Here is a 19280-nt window from a genome sequence, read left to right as displayed (position 1 = left end):
TCAAGCTGTGATCTTTGTCTTAAGCCAAATCACCGCAGCCTCAGAACTGGGAAATTGCAGGTTCCCCCTCGAGCCGCTTTTCTGAACAGCAACATGCGAGGCTCTCCATGGAGGCCGCTCTTCGCCCTCGATCCGCGAGAGCATCTACTAACCGAAGTTGAAATCTCATTGGCCCGTCCGAGCACGAGCTGTTGCTTGTGCCGCCCGGATCAACCCCTGATACTGGGCATCCTTGTCAGGATACCAGGGCATTCGTGCAATATCGGCGAAACCTGGGAGCGCCTCCATATGCTGCACCATGCGCCGGCGCATCGCCTCGTCTGGTAAGGGCCCGTACATGGCCTGGACATTCTCCTCGGCATGCTCCGGATTCGAAGTACCACATAGCACCGTCGTGACGGCTGGATGGGCCATAACCCACTTCAGGAAAAACTGTGCCCAGGTCGCGGCTTCGAATTCCCGAGCGAAGTCCGGTAGCGGGCGACCTTCCACCACCTTCATCAGGCGTGCCTTTTCGAGCGGAAGGTTTATGAGCACAGCGACCCCGCGGTCGGCGGCGGCCGGCAGCAGCCGGCGCTCGGCGCTGCGGTTGAAGATCGAATAGTTCGTCTGAACGAAATCAACACCGCCACGCTCCACGAGTTCGGCGAGCTGATCCTGCGGTCCGGATTCATGGTGAGTCACGCCGACGTAGCGAATGCGACCTTCCTTCTTCCAGGTCTGCATGAGGGGCAGGACCACCGGTGCGTTGACGATGCTGTGGCACTGCATGAGGTCGATCGTGTCGCGCCAGATACGCAGCCTCGACTGCTCGAAACTTGCCACAGCATGGCTCTCGTCGCCGAGATATTCGCCGGTCGACCAAATTTTGTTGGCCACGAAAATCTCGGATGCCTCCGGAGTACCCGCAAGGAACGCGCCAACAGAAACTTCCGCCGATCCGTAGAGGGGCGACGTGTCGATGACCCGACCACCGCCCGCGACGTAGCGCCGAAAGACCTCGCCGAGGCCGCTGCGGTCGTCACCCGGGCGGGCGTCAAAGGTCAGGAAGGTGCCGAGACCGAGTGTGGTGAGGGTCTGCTGCGTTCTCGGAATCGTTCGTGTTCGCGCGGCTTTCGCGGCAGCCGTCTTCGGCACGCTCGCTTGGCCCTGGGCGTTGGCCCCACCGGAAAGGAACGGTGTTGTAGCCAGTATGGTGGCTCCCGTGCCCAGCGTACCGATGAAGCCGCGCCGGCTGAAGCCGAAATTCTGCCGTTCGCTCATGCAATAGTCTCCTTTGTTGTAAGCTTGACTTCGTGCACGGACCTCTGCGCGTCGCGGGCTGGGTGACTGACCGAACCACCACAGACCTTCGATGCGGATCGGCGGCTCTCGAAGACGCCGCCCAGTGGCATGAGAGATCGCGTTTGCGCGCACGACGGCTAGGTCACTGCCGCTAAGCGACGTGCGATGACCGCTCCGACCCGCGAGGAGCCGGTGGCGCGGCGAGTTTGGATGGCTGAGATACCCATGGCTCAGACCACAAAGTCGAAGCGTGCGAACTGACCGTCGCCAGCGGGGCTAATGGTCATGAGCAGCGTTTCGTCGAAGATCCGGTCGCGCGCATTGCCCGGCTCGCCTGGGAAAAACAGCTGCGTTGTCATGACAACTCCGCCCGGACGCTGAACCCGGAAATGAAAGTGGCGCGTGCGTCCCGGATACAGCGCCGGCACCACGGTGTTGAACCACCACCGGCCTTGCTCATCGGCGAACTGGTGCCCACGCAGGCGAAAGCCCGAACGATCGTACTCGCCGTTTTCGTCCGCCTGCCAGATCTCGACGAGGCTGCGCGACGTGGGGCGACAGCGATCATCGAGGACGTAGCCGGCCACGGTGATGCGTTCGCCGCGGGGCGCCTCCAGATATAGATCCTGCTTCAGAGGTGAGTTCGGCTTGAAGAACGGGCCGGCCTCGCGGGCGGGCGTCGGTTCGTCTCCGTCGGCGCAGGCGCGCGTCAGCGGCAGCGACGGCGCCTCCTTTCCGATAGCGACCGCTCCGGAAAGCGGCACGAGCGGCATGGCGAGAAAACCCGAAAGAAGTGCGCGCCTTGATGTCGTCATTGCGGGGCCTCCGTTGCTCACCGAATTAGAACTGCCAATCGACCGGGACCCAGGCATAGGCCGTGTCGGTCTTGAGTATGCGACCGAGACCTGGGAATGGATAGTGGAAGCCGAGAACGAGAAGCCGGTCTGCCGCCGCCATGTCGAAGATGCGGCGGCGGGATGCGAGTGCGGTGTCCTTGTCGCGATCCGGCCCAGGCGTCCATGGCCGATCGACATTAACGATCGGGTGGTAGGCGAGATCGGCGGTCAGCAGGAGCTGATCGCCCCCCGATTGGACAAGGAAGTTTGCCATGCCGGGGGTGTGGCCGAATGCTGGAAGCGTGGTCAGCCCGGGTACGATCTCCGCGCCGGCTTCATACAACTCGATCCCGTTGGTGACCGGTTCGACGCTTCGCTTGATGGCCGCTGCGAAATTGCGACGGAAATCCTCTGGCACCGGCATATAGGAAAGGTCGGGATCGTTGCGGACGAAGAAGTCCCAGTCTGCCCGTGGCGCAAAGACCGTCGCGCGAGGGAAAGCCTTGCCGCCGTCAGCCGTCCGAAGATTGCCCACATGATCGGGATGCGTGTGGGAGACCACCACGACGTCGATGTCCTCGGGCCGCAAACCGATGGCGGCCAGATTGTCGAAGATGCGACCGCCTTGCGGTCCCATGGTCTGCCCGGCTCCGGCTTCGAGGAGGATCCGCCTGCCGTTCGTCTCGATAAGAAGCGTGTTGAGATTGAGCGTCAGGCGGTCGGTCGGCAGGAAGGTGCGCCTCAGAACCTCCTGTAGTTCTGCCTCCGGCGCATTGCTGGCGTAGACCCGCGGAGGGCCGCCGATCAAGCCGTCGCTCAACACGGTCGCTGAGATGTCGCCGATGTGAAAGCGGTAATGGCCGGCATTTCCACCTTGCGCTGGGGACGACACAGCGGGAGCAGCCTGCGCAATGGCCATGCCGGGCGGCAAGATCAGCCCCGTCACGGCCGACGCGGCTGTCAGCATGATCTTCCTGCGGTTCAGTGTGATTTCACCCATAGTTTTGATCCCGTTGATATATCGGCTAGCAGGTGCTGCTCTTGATTTAAGCGTCGGCAGGAAGGGCCGCGATCATCCGTGGTGCCGCCTAGCTATATGTTCTCCAAGGATGACACAGCTGGGGCGTGCGGATAAGCTAACGAAAACGGATCAGCCTATTAAGCAGGACTTTGCAATGCGACCGCTACGCCTAGACAGCTTAGAGATCTTTGAGGACGTCGTGCGCTGCGGCGGCTTTAGAGCCGCCGCGCTTGGCAGGGGCGTTTCGTCGTCCGCCATCAGTCAATCGATCAGCGTGCTCGAGGAAGCGCTCGGGATCCGGCTGCTGAATCGAACGACACGCAGCGTCGCGCCGACGGAAGCGGGCGAGCAGCTTCTCGAGCGGCTAAGGCCGGCGCTTCACGACATCAGAACAGCGATCGACGATCTCAATCAGCTTCGCGAGCGCCCATCCGGCACCGTGCGGATCAATGCCCCGGGTCCGGCCGCCGACCACCTTCTGTGCCCTCTGGCCTTTGAGTTCATGAAAATCTATCCCGACGTCAACGTCGAGATCATCAGCGATGCTGCGATCATCGATATCGTGGAGCAGGGTTTCGACGCCGGCGTGCGCTTCGGGAACCAGCTCGCCCAAGACATGATTGCCATGCCCCTCGGTCCCGCCTTGCAATATGCGATCGTGGCCTCGCCCGATTATCTTCGCAGGCGCGGTAGACCAGATTCGCCGCGCGATCTCTTGCAGCACGACTGTATTCGTCGCCGTTTCCCCGGCGGAACCATGGTGACGTGGAAATTTAAAAGAGACGGCGAAGAAGTGGAAATCACCCCGAACGGTCGGTTGACGCTGAGTTCAGCGCAACAAGAGCGGCAAGCCGCGCTCGCGGGATCGGGAATTGCCCACCTGTTCGAGGATTACGTCCGTGATGATATCGAACAAGGCAGAACTATCGAGCTGCTCAGTGACTGGAAAAAGAAACTGCCGAGCTGGTATCTGTATTATCCGAGCCGGCGGCATACGAGCGCAGCCGTGCGGGCTTTCCTCGAATACGTCCGTAACCAGAGATGGTAGTTAAGAAAAGACGGGCGGGAAGAGGCCGATAAATCCGTAGGTGCGGGCGGGTTCGCATCCGCCCGCATCTACCACCTTCGCCACGCCCGGATGTTGCCGAGATTCCGGTCTGCGCGCTATATATTCGTTAGCCGGGTGGTCGGGAAAACAGCTGAAGTAGCGAGTTCTGGCGGAGACCTATTCTTTTATATACCGGATCTCCAGCAGCGGTGGCCTCGAGCATACCCCGTCACTTGCGCGTGACCGCCACCCCGAAACCGCCACTGGCGGTCAGTGTCGGTCGCTGCTAGGTCCAGAAAACAGACAGGAAACTCGCTCTGCGTCAAGCCGCATGACCAGCTCCATGACCGTTCAATTTTGCTGAACTTGACGCACACAACCGCCATCCACCCTCGCACGCGCCAGCACCTAGGGATCACGTGGGGACGGAGCGCATGCCTTCTGCGGAGATGCGCCTTGTCGGGTTAGGATACGCCCGGATGTTCGCCGCCGTTTTGAAGAAGGTCGCTTTGGCGCCGTGACATTTCAGCAGATCAAATAGCTTAGGATTGATATCTGGGGCCGTCATCGAACTGGCCGGCAACCGCTCCCCTCGCCGCTTCGGACACTTGAGACTTCATTAACTCATCGCGACGGAACGTTGTCTAACGGGGATTTCCGCACGTCCGTCAGAACACTATTTCTTTTCGAGAAGGCCGCTCTTATCGAAGACTGTAAAAAGCCGCCTTCCCGGCGCGCGATTTACGCAGTACGAACTGTGCGGCTGGCATATTCGCTATTCAAGCGCTGCTGGTTCATCGCGTCACGCTTCGGCGCAGCGCCAAACATCCGGCAGTATTCGCGGCTGAATTGCGAAGCGCTCTCGTAGCCGACCTGATAGGCAGCCTCTGCTACGCTTGCAGCTTCAACCACCATCAGTCGCCTTGCCTCGAGAAGGCGCAGCTGCTTTTGGAACTGGAGCGGCGTCATCGAGGTGAGCGCCTTGAAGTGCTGATGGAACGACGACGGGCTCATTCGCGCGACCTCGGCCAGATGCTCCACATGCAGCGTCTGGGCGAAGTTCGTGTGCAGCATGGAGATGGCTTTCACGACCCGCTCGATATTCGATTCGGGTAACGCCAACCTGTAGAGTTCGCCTCCATGCGGGCTGTTCAGAAGCCAGAAGCAGATCTCGCGTACGATGGAGGGGTAGAGGATCGGGATCGCTTTCGGCGTCTCGGACAGCCTGACAAGACGCTGGATGCAATCCGCCAGAGGTACATCGACCTGGCTCACGAACATGCAGGGGCCGTGGCTGACAGGTGGGACAGGCGGCTCATCCAATTGTTCAACCACCTCGCGCATCACAGTCACGTCGAGATCTATGGTGACCCCGATGTAGGGCGCGTCGGGGCTCGCCTCAACGATCCGCCCGCTGGCCGGCAGTTCCACGCTTACGACAAGACACTCCATCGCGCCGTAGGACAGCATGTCGTCACCAAAGAGGATCTCTTTTCCTCCCTGGATCACGACGCAGAGAGATGGTCTGTAGATCGCCCGCATCGGCATCATCATTGCCTGACAAGAACGGACAATGTTGAAGCCGTCGATCGGGGTCGGAAACAGGCCCTCACCGCCACCCTGACCCTCGATATAGCCGGTAACCGCGGCAAGAAGCGACGACGACACGCAAGCCTCCGGTTTGTTGCGAGGCCAATGCAACACGCAATCCATATCCGGCAAGGAATCCTCACTTGTAGGAATAGGCAAGTTTCTTGAGAGTTCGGGCATTCTGTTCACGGTGCACTCCATCTAGCTTGAAGGTGCCAAACAAGCGAGGAGTGCGCCGAGCATGACAGAAACTCCCTTGCGGTCAATAGATGTTCAAATACGTAAATGACCGGCGTCCAGGGAAGCAGGCCAGTCTCATTCGCCCTGCTGAACGCAAGTCAAAGCGTCGCCGCTTCCACAACATTAACGGTATTTCCGCCCACGCAGATAACCGGGCGTGGCGCGCACCGTGCGAGACGTCAGCGCAGCCTTGCCGAGCAAGTCTTGTAACAGCCTCAACAAAGGAGACTTTTGAAATGTCCGATACTGATAGCTCCCGCCGCACGTTCATGGCCCTCGCCGCCGCGGCGCCGGCGGCTCTCGCCCTGACGAGCGCGGCCTCGGCGCAGACGTCCACCGCCGGCACCGGCACCCTGCCTGGCGCCGGTCGGGCTGCGGTTGTGACCGGATCGTCGCGGGGCATCGGCGCCGCTACCGCTAAGCGTCTGGCGCAGGACGGCTACGCCGTGACCGTGAACTATCTCACCAACCGCGATCTGGCCGGCCAGGTCGTGGCCGACATCGAGGCGGCTGGCGGTCGCGCCATCGTTCGCCAAGCGGACGTGGCTGATCCCGCGGCGGTCAAGGCGCTCTTTGATGCCAATGACGAAGCCTTCGGCGGGGTTGATGTGGTGGTGAACAATGCCGGGATCATGAATGTCGGCCCCTTTGGTCAAATGACCGACGTGGCATTCGATCGAATGATGGCCACCAACGTAAAAGGCAGCTTCAACGTTCTGCGCGAGGCGGCGCGGCGTACGCGTGACGGCGGCCGGATCATCAGCCTCAGTTCGAGCATCATAAAGACGCCGCCCCCGGCAACTGGCGCGTATGCGGCCACAAAAAGCGTCCAGGTGCTCTTTTCCAGCGTCCTCGCGAAGGAACTAGCCGGCCGCAACATCTCGGTCAACTCTGTAGCTCCCGGCGCAGTCGACACGCAACTCCTCCGTCAACACGGAGAAGAAGCACTCCGAGGAATTCCCGAGCAGACGCCGCTCGGTCGCCTGGGACTGCCGGATGACATCGCCAGCGTGATTGCTCTTCTTTGCTCTCAGGAAGGTGCCTGGATCGATGGTCAGAATCTATTCGCGAACGGCGGCCTAGGCTAAGGGAGAGCAACCGGCTTGCCCGTGCCGCCGAAGCTGCCAAGCGCCGTCCCCGACGGCGCAGGCTGAATGCAATCGAGATCGGATCAGAGGACCACTGCCCGGTCTCGAAGATCCGGAAAGGAGATCGCTGGATACCCCATCAGCCAGCGATCTCCAAGCCACCGAAGACCGTTTCCGGAACCTAGACCCCTTTGGTGGCCCCATCCCCATAGCAACGAGCCGAGGCGAAGCTTATGGCCTTCGACCCGGCGACTGCATTCGCGGCCATGATCAACGCCTATGGCTCCGTGAGTCGCTTTGCCGTTTTACTGCCAGAGTGCTCCATGCCGATGATACCGTACGGGCTCGCCGAGCGGATAGAGGCGTATAAATCAACCTGTTTCGTTAGATTTGACATACGTTTGCGGGAGCCTGAGCGCGCAGTCGGTGTTTGGCGAGACCACCCGCGATGATCGTCGCCCGTTCGACAGCGGCGACTGTTATGAGGGCGCCAACCGTCCGGACTAACAGCTCGCAGTTCATTTAAGGCACCGTCCGCGGCAAGGTCGCAAATACTTCCGCGGCGGCCCCTCTCCGGTCTGAGCAGAATTATCCCCGTCGCAGCTTGGGGCGGTTGAGCAGCCCCCTCCTTGGGATATGCCAGCCCTCGCCTAAATATGCGCTCGTAGGCGCCGCAAAGGCGCATTGGCGTGCACGACAGACACCGGGACAGCGAACATGTCATGTGACTGGAGGCATCGAAGCTGGCAGATTGCCGTAGCTTCTGAAGGAGGCGATTGCTGGAGTTTGGATGGCGGCTATCCGCACAAGGGGCCGGGCCAACCACTTTCGACGCGAGCTAGACAAAAATATGACAGTCGCTGCCGCTTCACGTTTGGTGCCGCGACCCCACTTGATTATTGCCACCTCTATGGAATCGGAACCCGCAGGAGATGCTCGATCCGAACCGGCAATTTTCGCAGCCGCTTGCCGGTTGCATGAAAGATTGCATTCACGATAGCTGCCGATGCGCCGACCATCGCCACCTCGCCCAGTCCCTTCACCCCTACGCTATTTGCCACCGGGTCGGGTTCATTGATGAAGTCGACCTCGATCTCCCCAATATCGGCGTTCACCGGCACCACGTAATCCACCAGATCATTGTTAAGGAAACCGCCGAAGCGCGGATCGACTTCGGTTGCCTCACGAAGTGCTGCGCCGAAGGCCCACACGACGCCACCACGCACCTGACTGACCGCAGTGCGCGGGCTGACCACGCGCCCGCAATCGGCGACACTCACCACGCGCGGCATCCTGATGCGCCGGGTGGTCGGCTCGACCTGGACCTCAACAAAATGGGCAATGTAGCTCATTGCTGTAAATTCGGGAAAGGTCGGACCGGCGATCGCATATTGCCCCCTGCGCAACCGTTCCAGTGCTGCAGCATCCTGACCGGGTCCGAGCAGCGAAACGTCAACAGTTAAAAACGGGCGGCGTATGGCGGCGAGCTGCTGATGAATGGTTCCGGAAAACTGCCTGCCTGCGAGCAGTTCGGATATCGCGGCGCGCATCCGCTCGACAGCGAGTGCTGCAGTCGGCACCACGCTGAATGTTCCCCAGGACCCGGCAGTGATCTGCTGGGGAGCAACGGTGGTGTCGCCAAGGACAATGTCGAGCTTTGCCGCGTCTATCTCCAGACCGTCGAGCAGTACGGCACCAATCGCAGTCTTGATACCCTGGCCGAATTCGTGATGCGTTGTCGCGAAACGTGTCGTACCGTCTGCGCTGATGCGAAGCGTCGCCACGGTTGCGGTGACCAGGGCGGGATAGATGCCGCTCGCAACACCCCAGCCGACCAGCGAGCCGTCCGCCGCCCGCATGGATCCGGGCTTGGGCGTGCGTTTCGACCAGCCAAAACGTTGGGCGCCGCGGCTGAGGCATTCATTGAGATGACGGGACGACAGTGGCCGGCCGTTCTGGGGATCGACGCGGGTATCGTTGGCGATGCGAAAATCGACCGGGTCCGCGCCAAGGCCATACGCCAATTCGTCAACTGCGCATTCAAAGGCGAAGCACGCCGGATGCTCGTGTGGTGCGCGCATATGCCCGGGAGGTTGGGTGTCGATCCTGTAGTCCACGCCGCCGCCATAATAGTTTCGAATGCCGTACAAGCGTGTGGGGCCAGCATGATAATCGGGCGGAAAGGTACCTCGGCGGGACTGCTGCTGATCGGCGACATAATGTACGCCCGTCATTTTTCCCGCAGCATCGGCTCCAAGCCTGATGCGGTGCGTGCTGTTCGGCCGGAACTTGGCAAGGTGAAATATCTGCCCCCGCGGGGTGACCAGCTTGACTGGCCGTCCGAGCAACATTGCTGCCCGGGCGATGATGGCCGTTTGCTGCTGTACCCAGCCCTTTTGACCGAATGCTCCGCCGACCGACGGGCTTTTAACGTCGACAATACCCGGGTCGATCCGCAGGATCCGCGCAACAACCTCCTTGATCCCACTGGCGAACTGGGTCCCTTCATAGATGGTCAGCCGGCCATCCGTCCAGACAGCGGTCGTCGAAATCAGCTCGATCGGATTGTGATGCTGGGCTGGTGATTCGTATTCGACATCCACCGTCATGGTAGCTTGCGCCAGAGCGGCTTCAGCATCGCCGAAAGCGGTTGGCCGCGCCTCCTCGCGGACTGCGAGCGCGCTGCGCTTGGTGGCCGCAAACGGCTGTGTCTCGAATGTCGCCGCCACGCGCTCAGCTCCCTCCGTCGCCGCCTCCAACGTCTCGGCGACAACCAGCGCGATCGGCTGGCCACGGAAGGCGATGTCTCGATGAAGGGTCGGAGGCGCGTCAGCGTTGGGGAAGCGCACCGGCTCCGGTGGCGGCGGAAAATCATCTGGCGTCAGTATACGCACCACGCCCGGCACACTGACGGCGTCTTCGACGTGGAGGGTCGCGATACGGCCTTTGGCCACCAACGATGGTACGAGCATTGCGTACAGCATTCCCGGCACGGGAATGTCGGCGGCATAGGCCGTTGCGCCCCGAACCTTGTCAACAGCGTCAATTCTCGCCCGGTCCTTGAACGGTGTGGTGGTCATGAGGTTCTCCCTAAAGCAGATGTTCGATGCGGATCGGCAACTCGCGTATTCGTCTGCCAGTCGCATGGAAGACGGCGTTGGCGACGGCCGCCGAAATGCCCACCATCGAGACCTGGCCCAGTCCCTTGACCCCGGCAGGATTTGAGAGGGGGTCCGGCTGGTCGATCAGGCCGATCTCAATCTCGCCGATGTCGGCATTCACGGGCACGACATAATCGGCCAGGTCTTCATTGAGGTAGCCGCCGTAGCGCGGGTCGATCTCAGTCGCTTCGCGCAAGGCGTGGCTCAAGCCCCAGATCACACCGCCGTACACCTGGCTCCGCGCGGTACGCGGGCTTATCACCCGGCCGCAGTCGGCGATGCTCACCACGCGCGGCACCCGAATGCGCCGGGTGCGCGGCTCGATGCGCACCTCCAGAAAATGGGCGCTGTAGCTGAAGGTCGAGAATTCCGGATAAACAGATTCGGCGACGGCAAAGCCGCCCTGACGCAAGGTCTCCAGCGCGGCCTGATCCTGGCCCGGTCCCACGGTCGTCACCTCAACCTGCAGGAAGGGACGGCGGATGCTTGCGAGCTTCCGGTGAAGGTTTCCCGAGATCTGCCGGCCGTCCAGCAGGTCCGCGACGGCAGCCCGCATCCGCTGCGCCGCCTGCATGGCCGCCGGCACGACGCTATTGGTGCCCCAGGATCCGGCGGTCATGTGCTGTGGCGCTGCCCTCGTGTCACCGAGCGCGATTTCCAGCCTTTCGGGGTCGATATCCAGGTCCTGAAGCAGCACCGACGCGATGGCCGTCCGCATGCCCTGGCCCATTTCGTGACCGGAGATGGCAAAGCGGGTATGGCCGCGCGCGTCGATCCTGAGCGTCGCGATCGCCGGTGTCGTCGCCGACTGGTAGATACCGCAGGCCATGCCCCATCCGATCAGGCTGCCGTCAGCCGCGGTCATCGACCCCGGCACCGGCGAGCGCCGCGACCAACCGAAGCGCCGCGCACCTTCCTTCAAGCATTCGTTCAAGAACCTCGAGGACAGGGGATGGCCATTCTGCGGATCAACGCGTGTGTCATTCGCCAACCGAAATTCGACCGGATCGCGGTTCGTCTTATGGGCAAGTTCGTCGATTGCACTTTCGAACGCGAAGAATGCAGGCTGGGGATGCGTGCCGCGCATGTAGCCTGAATCCTGGCGATCAAGCCGGATATCGGCGCCGGTCCCCAGATAGTTTCGAATGCCATACATCCGGATTACGTCCCGGTGATATTCGGGGACAGCGAAATATCCGTTTGGCGACTGCTCCTGTTCGACGTGATGCTGCACACCGACAATCGTTCCGTCCGCGTCCGCACCTATGCGGATCTGATGCCGCGTACGAGCCCGGTAGGTGGCGGTATGAAATATCTGGGCCCGCGGCTGCACGAGCTTGACCGGCCGGCCCGTCAGAATCGCGGCACGCGCAACAAGCGCTGTCTGCCGTTGCACGGCCTTTTGCCCAAAACTGCCGCCCGTAGTTGCGCCGCGCACATGGACGAGGGCTGGATCCAGCCGCAATGCCCCTGCGACGGCACCTTTGACGAGTGAACTGGCCTGGGTCGATTCGTGGATCAACAACGCGCCATCTTCCCAGAGTGCAACCGTCGCGATGAGCTCAAGAGGGTTGTGATGCTGCGTGGGAGAATTGTAAGTCGACTCTACCGTCGCCGCCGCACCGGAAAGGGCTGCTGGAGCGTCCCCGAATGCGACTTCATCCGCAGGCTGACGCCGCGCGCCGGCGCTTTCCATCACGCAGGCAAACGCCTCCGCCACGTAGGTCGGGCGGATTACCTCAGCGCCTTCAATCGCAGCTTCCAGCGTTTCAGCGATGACCAACGCGATCGGCTGGCCGCGGTAGGCGATGGTTGTTTCCAGGGTCGGAGGCGGCGGCGGGGGACCATCTTCGCTGAACGGCGGAGGTGCCGGAAAATCTTCAGGGGTTAGGACACGGACGACGCCCGGCACGCGGAGCGCCGCATCAACGGGCAGCGAGGATAAGCTGCCTTTGGCGATGGTGGCCGGGACAGTCATCGCGTAAAGCGTTCGGGGAAGCACCAGGTCGGCCGCAAATCTTGCCTCTCCCCGCACTTTGGCAAGAGCATCGACGCGGGCGCGATCGGGAAAAGCGGTGGTACTCATGTGCGACCTCTTCCGGCGGCAATGATAAGGGCATCAGCAATGGTGCGGGCGCCGAGCTCTGTCTTGAAGCTGTTATGCCGCCCGGGTCGCGCATCACGGAAGGCGGCTTGGCCGGCAGCGAGCGCGAGTTCCGGCGTGAGCCGATGGCCGATCAGAACCTCTTCGGCCTCGGATGTGCGCCACGGCCGCGTTGCCACGCCGCCAAGCGCGATCCGCGCCCCCTCCACCCGATCACCGCTCATCTCCAGCGCTACCGCAGCTGAAGTGAGCGCGAAGGCGTAGGATTCCCGATCCCTGATCTTATGGTAGGTCGACAGGCGGCCGGCCGGCGTCTTCGGCACCGTGATTGCAGTTATCATCTCGCCGGGCCCGAGGGTAAATTCAAGATGCGGGGTATCGCCCGGCAATCGATAGAGATCGCCGACGGGCAGCGAACGTGAACCAGCCGGTCCCAAAAGCTCGATGGAGGCATCCATCGCGACAAGGGCCACCGGCCAGTCCCCCGGCGAGACGGCGGTGCAGGCCTGGCTGGTTCCGAGAACCGCTTGGCCGCGATCGAGCCCTCCGATAGCAGCACAGCCACTGCCCGCTTCGCGCTTGTTGCAGGGATAAATCCCACCCCCACCGTTGCGGAAGTACATGCAGCGCGTACGCTGGAGGAGATTGCCGCCGACGGTCGCCATATTGCGAAGCTGCTGGGAGGCCGCCTTCGCCAGAGCCTCCGACAGAACCGGATAGTCGCGCCCGACGACGGGATCCTCTGCAACGGCGCTCATCGCTGCGTTCGCCCCAAAGCGAAGCCTATCGCCGACCGTTTCGATCCGGTCCAGCCCCTGGACAGCGGTCACGTCGATCAGATAGTTCGGCCGCTCGATCATAAGCTTCATAAGATCGTAAAGCGTGGTGCCGCCGGCAATGAAGCGTGCACCTTCGCCGGCTTCGGCGAAAGCACCGACTGCTTCTTGAGGTGTTGCCGGACGGATGTAGGTGAATGGGCGCATTTTTCAGCCCCTTCCCATCTTGGCAGCAGCATCTTCAATGGCAGCGACGATGCCGACATAGGCGCCGCAGCGACAAATGTTGCCGCTCATATATTCACGGATTCGTTCGCGTGACGTAGCGTTGCCCTCGGCGACGCACGCCACCGCAGCCATGATCTGACCAGGCGTGCAGTAGCCGCATTGAAGCGCATCGTGATCGATGAACGCCTGCTGCATCGGGTGTAGCGTGTCGCCTTCGGCAAGGCCCTCGATTGTGAGCACTTCCCGGCCATCGACTTTGGCTGCCAGCGTCAAGCAGGAGGCGACACGGCGGCCGTCTATGTGAACAGTGCACGCACCGCACTGCCCGTGGTCGCAGCCCTTCTTTGCCCCCGTCAGCGCAAGCCGTTCGCGAAGCAAGTCGAGAAGGGAGGTCCTCGCATCAACCGTAAGCTCCACCGTTTGGCCGTTAACCGACGTGCGAATTATGAGCGCCTGATCCGCAGAGACGGGCAAAGCAGCTTGGCGAGGCCCGCTTTGAGCGCGAGCGGAGTCTGCGAAATGGCTGGCGGCGACAACCGCGACGCTTGCGATCATCGCATCTCGCCGTGATACGAGGAGTTGGTTGTCCGGGATCTCCGGCGCGACGTCAGGATCATTGCACATTGTTGCTCCTCTCGATTGGAAGTGTTGCGGCAGAATCTGCATTGCTCGGACGGTTCTTTCCTCTGAGCAGGTGACGTGTTGGGATAAGAGCCCGTAGGACAACCGATTGAATTCTCCCGTCGGCGCTATCAGATTTGGCAGCACCGATCGGCGCGGGCTAACTCCCGCCAAAATAAACCCCTGCAGCGAGATCTTCCAAAAGCGTGGAGCCGCCTGGCGACCAGCCCAGATTGCGGCGCGTTTCGGCACTGGATGCACGGATGTCCATCGCCGCGAAGTGATTGAACCAGCCGAAATGGTTAAGCGCGGCTTCTGCGTCGATCGGTGCGACCGGAAGGTCCAGACCGGTGCCGATTGCGGTCGCGATATTCCGCAAGGGAATGCCTTGCTCGGCAACTGCGTGGAAGCGCGCATGGGTCGACGCCCTCTCGGCCGCCAATCGATAGAGCCGGGCCGCGTCGCAGCGATGGACGGCGGGCCACCGGTTCTCGCCGTTGCCGACATAGGCCGAAAATCCCTTTGCCCGTGCGATATCGATGAGAGTTGGCACGAACGCACGATCCCCTTCGCCATGAACACTCGGCGGCAGACGGACGATCGAGACCGGCACCCCCAGCTCGGCCACCGCATCGGCGGCAATTTCCGAAGCAGCGCGCGGATTGGCGGCTGCGTCGGACAGAGGAACAGCGTCCGTGGCTTCCGTAACGAGCCCGTGCTTGGGCAAGACGCCGATTGCCGACGTGACGATGAGTGGCCTATCCGAGCCGGTAAGTTCTCCACCGAGAAATTCGATGACATCGCGATCGGCTTCGCAGTTCGCGCGGAACTGCGAAAAGTCGTGATTGAAGGCGGTATGTATAACGCCGTCAGCCCGAGCCAGCGCCGCCCGCAGGCTGTCTCGCTCGCGCAGATCGGCCGCATAGGCTTCCGCCCCGAGGGTCGCCAGCATTCCGGCCGCGGCGGCGGACCGGACTAGTCCGATTACCCGATGTCCGGCACCGACCAGATCCTTCACCACAGCCGAGCCGACAAAACCTGCTGCGCCGGTCACCAAGATACGCATAGCAATCTTCCTTTAACTGAAGGCAATCCAGCGGCCGGCGAAGACGGCGCTGACCCAGAAACACAGCGATACGGCACCTGAGAAGCGCGCGGCTCGCCTTCCAACCAGGACCGCGAGATTAACGCCCAGCCCCGCCTGCCGCAGAAGCAGCGCGTTGCCGCCGGCTGCCGCAATGATCATCATCTTGATGAGGAAAACCGGATTTTCCGCGTAGTTCGCAATCCGCACCGATAGCAGCAACAGCCCGGTCGTCGCTGCCAAAGCAAAGCCGCAGAGCGCCATCCTCACCAGCGCCGGCAAGGCCGCATCGAATTGCGGGCCAAGAATCCGCAACAGCCGCAGGTCGACCGCGACGATCGAGCCCAGCAGGGTCCCTATGCCGATGATGTGCAAGGCCGAAACCACAGGATAGACCCACGGCACCGCAACGATCAGCCGAACAACGCCAAGGTTCTCGATCTCTTGAAACATCAAGGCTAGCATCCGTCCACTCCCGGCGCCCAGTCTCTGGAGTAGGATAGCATCTCCCCGTCCCTCAGCCGTATCCAGGTGCTGCGCAACTGATGCGGGGGAAGGCAGTTGCGAAGCGCAACCAGTGTGACGCGATCACCGGGCTTTACCTTAGCTTCGAGGTCGTAAAACATGCGGACCGGAGAAAGTTCGACCTCACGGACCTGTCCGAGGTCCTCGGGACGAGCTGATACCGGTCCAAAATACTCGTCCGGACGGCCGAGTTGCCCGTCAGCGACCTTTGCTTGCTCGACACGGACGGAAAGAACGGGGTGCGGCGGCGAGAAGGTCGTTGCCGTGACGATGCCGGAAATGAGTATTGGCCTGGAGGCATCGTAGCGGCCGGTAATCCCATGATGCGCGAGCGCGCTGCCTGCTAGTCCGCTGGCAAGGACGACGGCTGCAGTATGCCTCAAATGAGTCATAGGAAACATATTACGCTCCATCGGCAACAGATGTTTCTGTCCTAGTCGATGCAAACGTAGAGGCTTGATGCAGCACGATCCATGCCCTACCGTCCGCGATATCGTCGCGATCGTCCGGAATTCGTATGGATCCACTTTCTGAAGTCTTGTCGCTACTCAGAACGCGCAGCTATGTGTCGTCCGGTTTCAGGGCCGGCGGCGAGTGGTCGCTTCATTTTTCGCTCCAGGACGACGTGATCAAATGCTACGCTGTCGAGGCTGGCGGATGTTGGCTGGCGGTGGACGGGATCGGTGAGCGGGTCAGGCTTGAAGCTGGAGATTGCTTCGTCCTCCCAAGTGGACGTCCGTTTCGCCTTGCCAGCGATTTGACGCTCTCGCCGATGGATTCGAAGGCCGTGTTCCCTCCCGCCCTGCCAGGTGGCACCGTCACGCTGAATGATGGCCGTGACCTGCTCCTCGTGGGGAGTCGCTTTACCGTGGCGGGACGGCACGCAGGCATGCTTCTGAAGATGATGCCACCGATTGTGCATATTCGAAAGGATGTGGATCAGGCGGCATTGCGCTGGTCAGTGGCGAGGATGCGTGAGGAACTTCGCGATGGTCAGCCTGGCGGCGCGTTGATTGCGCAACAGCTGGCCCACATGATGCTGGTTCAAGCGCTGCGCCTCCATCTGCTGGAAGGTGTTCATGAGCCCGGCTGGTTTGCAGCACTAACTGACACCCGTCTGTGCGCGGCGATATCGGCAATGCATGCCAATCCTGCGGAGCGCTGGACCTTGCAGGAACTTGCTGCAGAGGCCGGAATGTCGCGATCGGTCTTCGCGCAGCGGTTCAGGGAAGCGGCCGGTGAAACACCTTTGGAATACCTGACCCGCTGGAGGATGCTTCTGGCCGGCGAGGAACTGGAGGTTGGACGATCGGTTTCGGCGATCGCACCCGCGCTCGGCTATGCATCCGAGAGTGCCTTCACCAGCGCGTTCAAGCGCGTGATGGGCTGCACGCCAAGGGACTATCTGAACAAAAGTAAGACTAGGCTTCCGCTTCAGGCCGCTCAGACCGGCCGCGATACCCACAGAAGGCTTCGCGGCTGAATCGAATGATACTCCCGTGCGGGTCCCAAGGCCCCGAAGCCGGGCGAAATGCCGTCTGCCCGGCTTTCGCAGAAATCCTGATTTTTGCTACAGGGGCGGCAAGCGTCGTTTGACGGACGTTCCCTTGATGACGGCCGTGCTGGTGACGGCGTGTTCTGAGAGCGCTTCGAGGACGTCGTCCATCTGCTCGATCGTATGGACTACCAGACGAGCAAGGAATGGATCATCGCCGGTGATCTTGTCGCATTCGACAAATTCCGGACGCTCCTGAATGAGCCGTTCGACGAGGTGCAGTTTGCCGGGGAGCGGCCGGATGCGCACCATCGCGTTGTCGAACAGGCTTGGTCGCGTCCTTCGCGAACGGCGTCGTCAAGGACCGTGCAGCCGTCAGCGCCGCGATCACGTCGCCATGGTCGAATGGCCAGACCGAAGGGCAGATCAACAAGCTCAAATTGGCGAAACGCCAGATGTATGGCCGCGGAAAGATTGACCTCCTCCAGGCCCGCGTCATAGGCGCGGGATAAAATCCATCACCACCAAAACTGCGTCAAAGCCAATTTTGGACGCCGATTAACAGCCCTCGGCGTGATGAGCGAAAAAAATTGCTTTTATCGCTCAGATTATTGCGGCATTGTGGGCGATAATATGGAGTTTATCGCCCATGGCGTGGAATTGGGAATTGGCGGGGTGGCCGAAGTTCGAGTGGAACCCTGAGCTTCTGCGGGAGAGGGAGCTGGCATCCATGGAGAATGCAGCTATCGCGGTCGGCACCATGCGCCATCTCGGGAAGAACGATCGCGAGGACGTCGTGATCGAGCTTCTCAGCTCCGATGCTTTGAGCACATCAGCCATCGAGGGGGAAGTCCTCGACCGTGACAGCGTTCAATCGTCCCTTCGGCGGCAACTCGGACTGTCTGCGGCACCTCTCCGCAGCAGTCCGGCAGAGGCAGGCATTGCAGAGATGATGGCAGACCTCTACCGCCACCCACTTGACCCCATCACCGAGGAGCGGCTGTTCGAATGGCACCGGATGGTGATGAATGGCCGCCGGGACATCGCCGACATCGGCAGCTATCGCCGTCATGACGAACCGATGCAGATCGTCTCCGGCGCTTTCGGCCGCCAGCGCATACACTTCGAAGCACCTCCATCCGAGCGCTTGGCAGTCGAGATGAGCCGGCTTCTCGAATGGCTTGAACACACCTCTCCGGAAGGGGCGCACCCGCTTGCTGCCGTCACCCGCGCCGGCATCGCGCATCTGTGGTTCGAGAGCATCCACCCTTTCGAGGACGGCAACGGCCGTATCGGCCGTGCGATCGCCGAAAGCGCACTTGCACGAGCGATCTCGACTCCGACTTTCAGCGCATTATCGAAATCGCTGCTGAAACACCGCAGGGACTATTACGCGATGCTGGAGGCGGCGAGCTCCACGCTCGTTATCGATGACTGGCTCTCATGGTTCGCGGATCGGGCGCTCGAAGCCCAGTATTCCGCGGACGAATTGGTCCGCTTCCTGATCGAAAAGACACGGCTTATGGATAGGTTGCGTGGCGCGCTGAACGAGCGACAGGAGAAGGTCCTTCTTCGCATGCTCGCCGAGGGTCCTGAAGGTTTCACCGGGGGTTTGAGCGCCGGCAACTACGCCACGATCACAGGCGCTCCGCCCTCGACTATAACCCGCGATCTAGCCGACCTGGTCGAGAAGGGCGCACTGCTGCGCACCGGCGAGCGCAAGGCGACGCGCTACCGGCTGAATCTCGCAACCGAAACATAGGCGAGCTGGCCGAGGCGTTGCGTCAGCAAAAGTGAATCAGGCAGCAATACTCTGCGCCTCAGTGTCATCACAGGCGGATTTCGCCAGGGCCTCCTCCACCTCACGCAAACTTCCCACGCTTCTCAGCCGGGTCGTCAGCAAAGGCAAAGTTGTCAGCCTGCCGCGACTGGTAGGAGGAAAGCCGCCGCGGGTACTCCGCCAACCTCTGGCGATAACATTCCCGCTCCTCTTCGAATCCGTCGAGCAGCGGTCGATTAGCTGTGACAAGCCATTGACATCAACTAAGTGACCGCCTTGATGGGACTCGAACCGCAGACCGGTGAATTGGTTGGTTTTCAAACTGCTGCGGGAAGAGGATCGGTGCCTTCACTAAGGATCGCGAGATACCGTCTATAGCTGAAAACGCGACCACGCTTG

General features: G+C 61.4%; 16 protein-coding genes and 2 pseudogenes. 5 read left to right on the top strand and 13 right to left on the bottom strand.

The window, feature by feature from the left end; all coding sequences use genetic code 11:
• Positions 1–165: 165 nt before the first annotated feature.
• From HFO71_RS34735 to HFO71_RS34725, 3 genes are all read right to left on the bottom strand, one after another.
• Complete coding sequence (locus HFO71_RS34735) at positions 166–1263, bottom strand: aldo/keto reductase (RefSeq protein WP_077976727.1); 1098 nt, start codon at positions 1261–1263, stop codon at positions 166–168.
• Positions 1264–1514: 251 nt separating this feature from the next.
• A complete protein-coding gene (locus HFO71_RS34730) occupies positions 1515–2099 on the bottom strand; it encodes a dioxygenase family protein (protein WP_077976726.1) in 585 nt (194 codons plus the stop codon).
• A gap of 25 nt (positions 2100–2124) precedes the next feature.
• Positions 2125–3087 carry an MBL fold metallo-hydrolase gene (locus HFO71_RS34725; RefSeq protein ID WP_077976725.1) on the bottom strand — a complete coding sequence of 321 codons (963 nt, stop codon included), beginning with the start codon at positions 3085–3087 and terminating at the stop codon, positions 2125–2127.
• Between the two features lie 142 nt (positions 3088–3229).
• Here HFO71_RS34725 and HFO71_RS34720 point away from each other — a divergent pair, with 142 nt between their 5' ends.
• Positions 3230–4189, top strand: a complete 960-nt coding sequence (locus tag HFO71_RS34720) for a LysR family transcriptional regulator (RefSeq protein ID WP_038614507.1) — start codon at positions 3230–3232, stop codon at positions 4187–4189.
• Between the two features lie 415 nt (positions 4190–4604).
• Here the strand turns inward: HFO71_RS34720 and HFO71_RS36565 are convergent, their stop codons facing one another.
• Together HFO71_RS36565 and HFO71_RS34710 are read right to left on the bottom strand one after the other, a co-directional pair.
• Positions 4605–4757, bottom strand: coding sequence for a polysaccharide deacetylase family protein (locus tag HFO71_RS36565; protein WP_206108859.1), 153 nt, complete (start codon positions 4755–4757; stop codon positions 4605–4607).
• A 173-nt stretch (positions 4758–4930) separates the two neighbouring features.
• The gene (locus tag HFO71_RS34710; RefSeq protein WP_183594535.1) at positions 4931–5857 is read right to left on the bottom strand and encodes an AraC family transcriptional regulator; all 927 of its coding nucleotides are present in this window, start codon (positions 5855–5857) and stop codon (positions 4931–4933) included.
• A 398-nt stretch (positions 5858–6255) separates the two neighbouring features.
• Between HFO71_RS34710 and HFO71_RS34705 the strand changes: the two genes are divergently transcribed.
• A complete protein-coding gene (locus tag HFO71_RS34705) occupies positions 6256–7107 on the top strand; it encodes an SDR family oxidoreductase (RefSeq protein WP_077976723.1) in 852 nt (283 codons plus the stop codon).
• Between the two features lie 908 nt (positions 7108–8015).
• Here the strand turns inward: HFO71_RS34705 and HFO71_RS34700 are convergent.
• The 7 genes from HFO71_RS34700 to HFO71_RS34670 all read right to left on the bottom strand — a co-directional run bounded on the left by HFO71_RS34700 (position 8016) and on the right by HFO71_RS34670 (position 16007).
• Positions 8016–10187: a xanthine dehydrogenase family protein molybdopterin-binding subunit gene (locus HFO71_RS34700; RefSeq protein ID WP_221989061.1), complete on the bottom strand. Its 2172-nt coding sequence runs from the start codon at positions 10185–10187 to the stop codon at positions 8016–8018.
• Positions 10188–10197: 10 nt separating this feature from the next.
• On the bottom strand, positions 10198–12354 hold the full coding sequence (locus HFO71_RS34695; protein WP_221989060.1) for a xanthine dehydrogenase family protein molybdopterin-binding subunit: 2157 nt from the start codon (positions 12352–12354) through the stop codon (positions 10198–10200).
• A complete protein-coding gene (locus HFO71_RS34690) occupies positions 12351–13355 on the bottom strand; it encodes an FAD binding domain-containing protein (RefSeq protein ID WP_077976719.1) in 1005 nt (334 codons plus the stop codon). Before HFO71_RS34690 ends, HFO71_RS34695 begins: the two co-directional genes overlap by 4 nt.
• Positions 13356–13358: 3 nt before the next feature.
• Positions 13359–13931 carry a (2Fe-2S)-binding protein gene (locus HFO71_RS34685; protein ID WP_131642924.1) on the bottom strand — a complete coding sequence of 191 codons (573 nt, stop codon included), beginning with the start codon at positions 13929–13931 and terminating at the stop codon, positions 13359–13361.
• 226 nt (positions 13932–14157) lie between these two features.
• Positions 14158–15063: an SDR family oxidoreductase gene (locus tag HFO71_RS34680; RefSeq protein ID WP_221989059.1), complete on the bottom strand. Its 906-nt coding sequence runs from the start codon at positions 15061–15063 to the stop codon at positions 14158–14160.
• Between the two features lie 12 nt (positions 15064–15075).
• The gene (locus tag HFO71_RS34675) at positions 15076–15456 is read right to left on the bottom strand and encodes a hypothetical protein (protein WP_245007091.1); all 381 of its coding nucleotides are present in this window, start codon (positions 15454–15456) and stop codon (positions 15076–15078) included.
• Positions 15457–15539: 83 nt separating this feature from the next.
• Positions 15540–16007: a DUF6152 family protein gene (locus HFO71_RS34670; protein ID WP_077976715.1), complete on the bottom strand. Its 468-nt coding sequence runs from the start codon at positions 16005–16007 to the stop codon at positions 15540–15542.
• A 116-nt stretch (positions 16008–16123) separates the two neighbouring features.
• Between HFO71_RS34670 and HFO71_RS34665 the strand changes: the two genes are divergently transcribed.
• Positions 16124–17089, top strand: a complete 966-nt coding sequence (locus HFO71_RS34665; RefSeq protein ID WP_221989058.1) for an AraC family transcriptional regulator — start codon at positions 16124–16126, stop codon at positions 17087–17089.
• An 87-nt stretch (positions 17090–17176) separates the two neighbouring features.
• On the opposite strand, the pseudogene HFO71_RS34660 reads toward HFO71_RS34665, so the two are convergent.
• Positions 17177–17416 (bottom strand): annotated as a pseudogene (locus HFO71_RS34660) (Lrp/AsnC ligand binding domain-containing protein); the annotation flags it as partial.
• Here HFO71_RS34660 and HFO71_RS34655 point away from each other — a divergent pair.
• Positions 17416–17613, top strand: a pseudogene (locus HFO71_RS34655) (transposase); the annotation flags it as partial. The pseudogenes HFO71_RS34660 and HFO71_RS34655 sit on opposite strands and share 1 nt — an antisense overlap.
• A 137-nt stretch (positions 17614–17750) precedes the next feature.
• The gene (locus HFO71_RS34650) at positions 17751–18863 is read left to right on the top strand and encodes a Fic family protein (RefSeq protein ID WP_168257883.1); all 1113 of its coding nucleotides are present in this window, start codon (positions 17751–17753) and stop codon (positions 18861–18863) included.
• The last annotated feature ends 417 nt before the right edge of the window (positions 18864–19280 follow it).

It is taken from the genome of Rhizobium laguerreae (assembly GCF_019778565.1).
Taxonomy (GTDB): domain Bacteria; phylum Pseudomonadota; class Alphaproteobacteria; order Rhizobiales; family Rhizobiaceae; genus Rhizobium; species Rhizobium laguerreae.
The sequence above is the reverse complement of the archived record's forward strand: the minus strand, read 5'-3'. Positions and strand labels throughout refer to the sequence as shown.

Bases quoted from the DNA above. Each gene is read 5' to 3' on its own strand.
- HFO71_RS34735 (WP_077976727.1), bottom strand. From the start codon at position 1,263: ATGAGCGAACGGCAGAATTTCGGCTTCAGCCGGCGCGGCTTCATCGGT.
- HFO71_RS34730 (WP_077976726.1), bottom strand. From the start codon at position 2,099: ATGACGACATCAAGGCGCGCACTTCTTTCGGGTTTTCTCGCCATGCCG.
- HFO71_RS34725 (WP_077976725.1), bottom strand. From the start codon at position 3,087: ATGCTGACAGCCGCGTCGGCCGTGACGGGGCTGATCTTGCCGCCCGGC.
- HFO71_RS34720 (WP_038614507.1), top strand. From the start codon at position 3,230: ATGACACAGCTGGGGCGTGCGGATAAGCTAACGAAAACGGATCAGCCT.
- HFO71_RS36565 (WP_206108859.1), bottom strand. From the start codon at position 4,757: ATGACGGCCCCAGATATCAATCCTAAGCTATTTGATCTGCTGAAATGT.
- HFO71_RS34705 (WP_077976723.1), top strand. From the start codon at position 6,256: ATGTCCGATACTGATAGCTCCCGCCGCACGTTCATGGCCCTCGCCGCC.
- HFO71_RS34700 (WP_221989061.1), bottom strand. From the start codon at position 10,187: ATGACCACCACACCGTTCAAGGACCGGGCGAGAATTGACGCTGTTGAC.
- HFO71_RS34695 (WP_221989060.1), bottom strand. From the start codon at position 12,354: ATGAGTACCACCGCTTTTCCCGATCGCGCCCGCGTCGATGCTCTTGCC.
- HFO71_RS34690 (WP_077976719.1), bottom strand. From the start codon at position 13,355: ATGCGCCCATTCACCTACATCCGTCCGGCAACACCTCAAGAAGCAGTC.
- HFO71_RS34685 (WP_131642924.1), bottom strand. From the start codon at position 13,931: ATGATCGCAAGCGTCGCGGTTGTCGCCGCCAGCCATTTCGCAGACTCC.
- HFO71_RS34680 (WP_221989059.1), bottom strand. From the start codon at position 15,063: ATGCGTATCTTGGTGACCGGCGCAGCAGGTTTTGTCGGCTCGGCTGTG.
- HFO71_RS34670 (WP_077976715.1), bottom strand. From the start codon at position 16,007: ATGTTTCCTATGACTCATTTGAGGCATACTGCAGCCGTCGTCCTTGCC.
- HFO71_RS34665 (WP_221989058.1), top strand. From the start codon at position 16,124: ATGGATCCACTTTCTGAAGTCTTGTCGCTACTCAGAACGCGCAGCTAT.
- HFO71_RS34650 (WP_168257883.1), top strand. From the start codon at position 17,751: ATGGCGTGGAATTGGGAATTGGCGGGGTGGCCGAAGTTCGAGTGGAAC.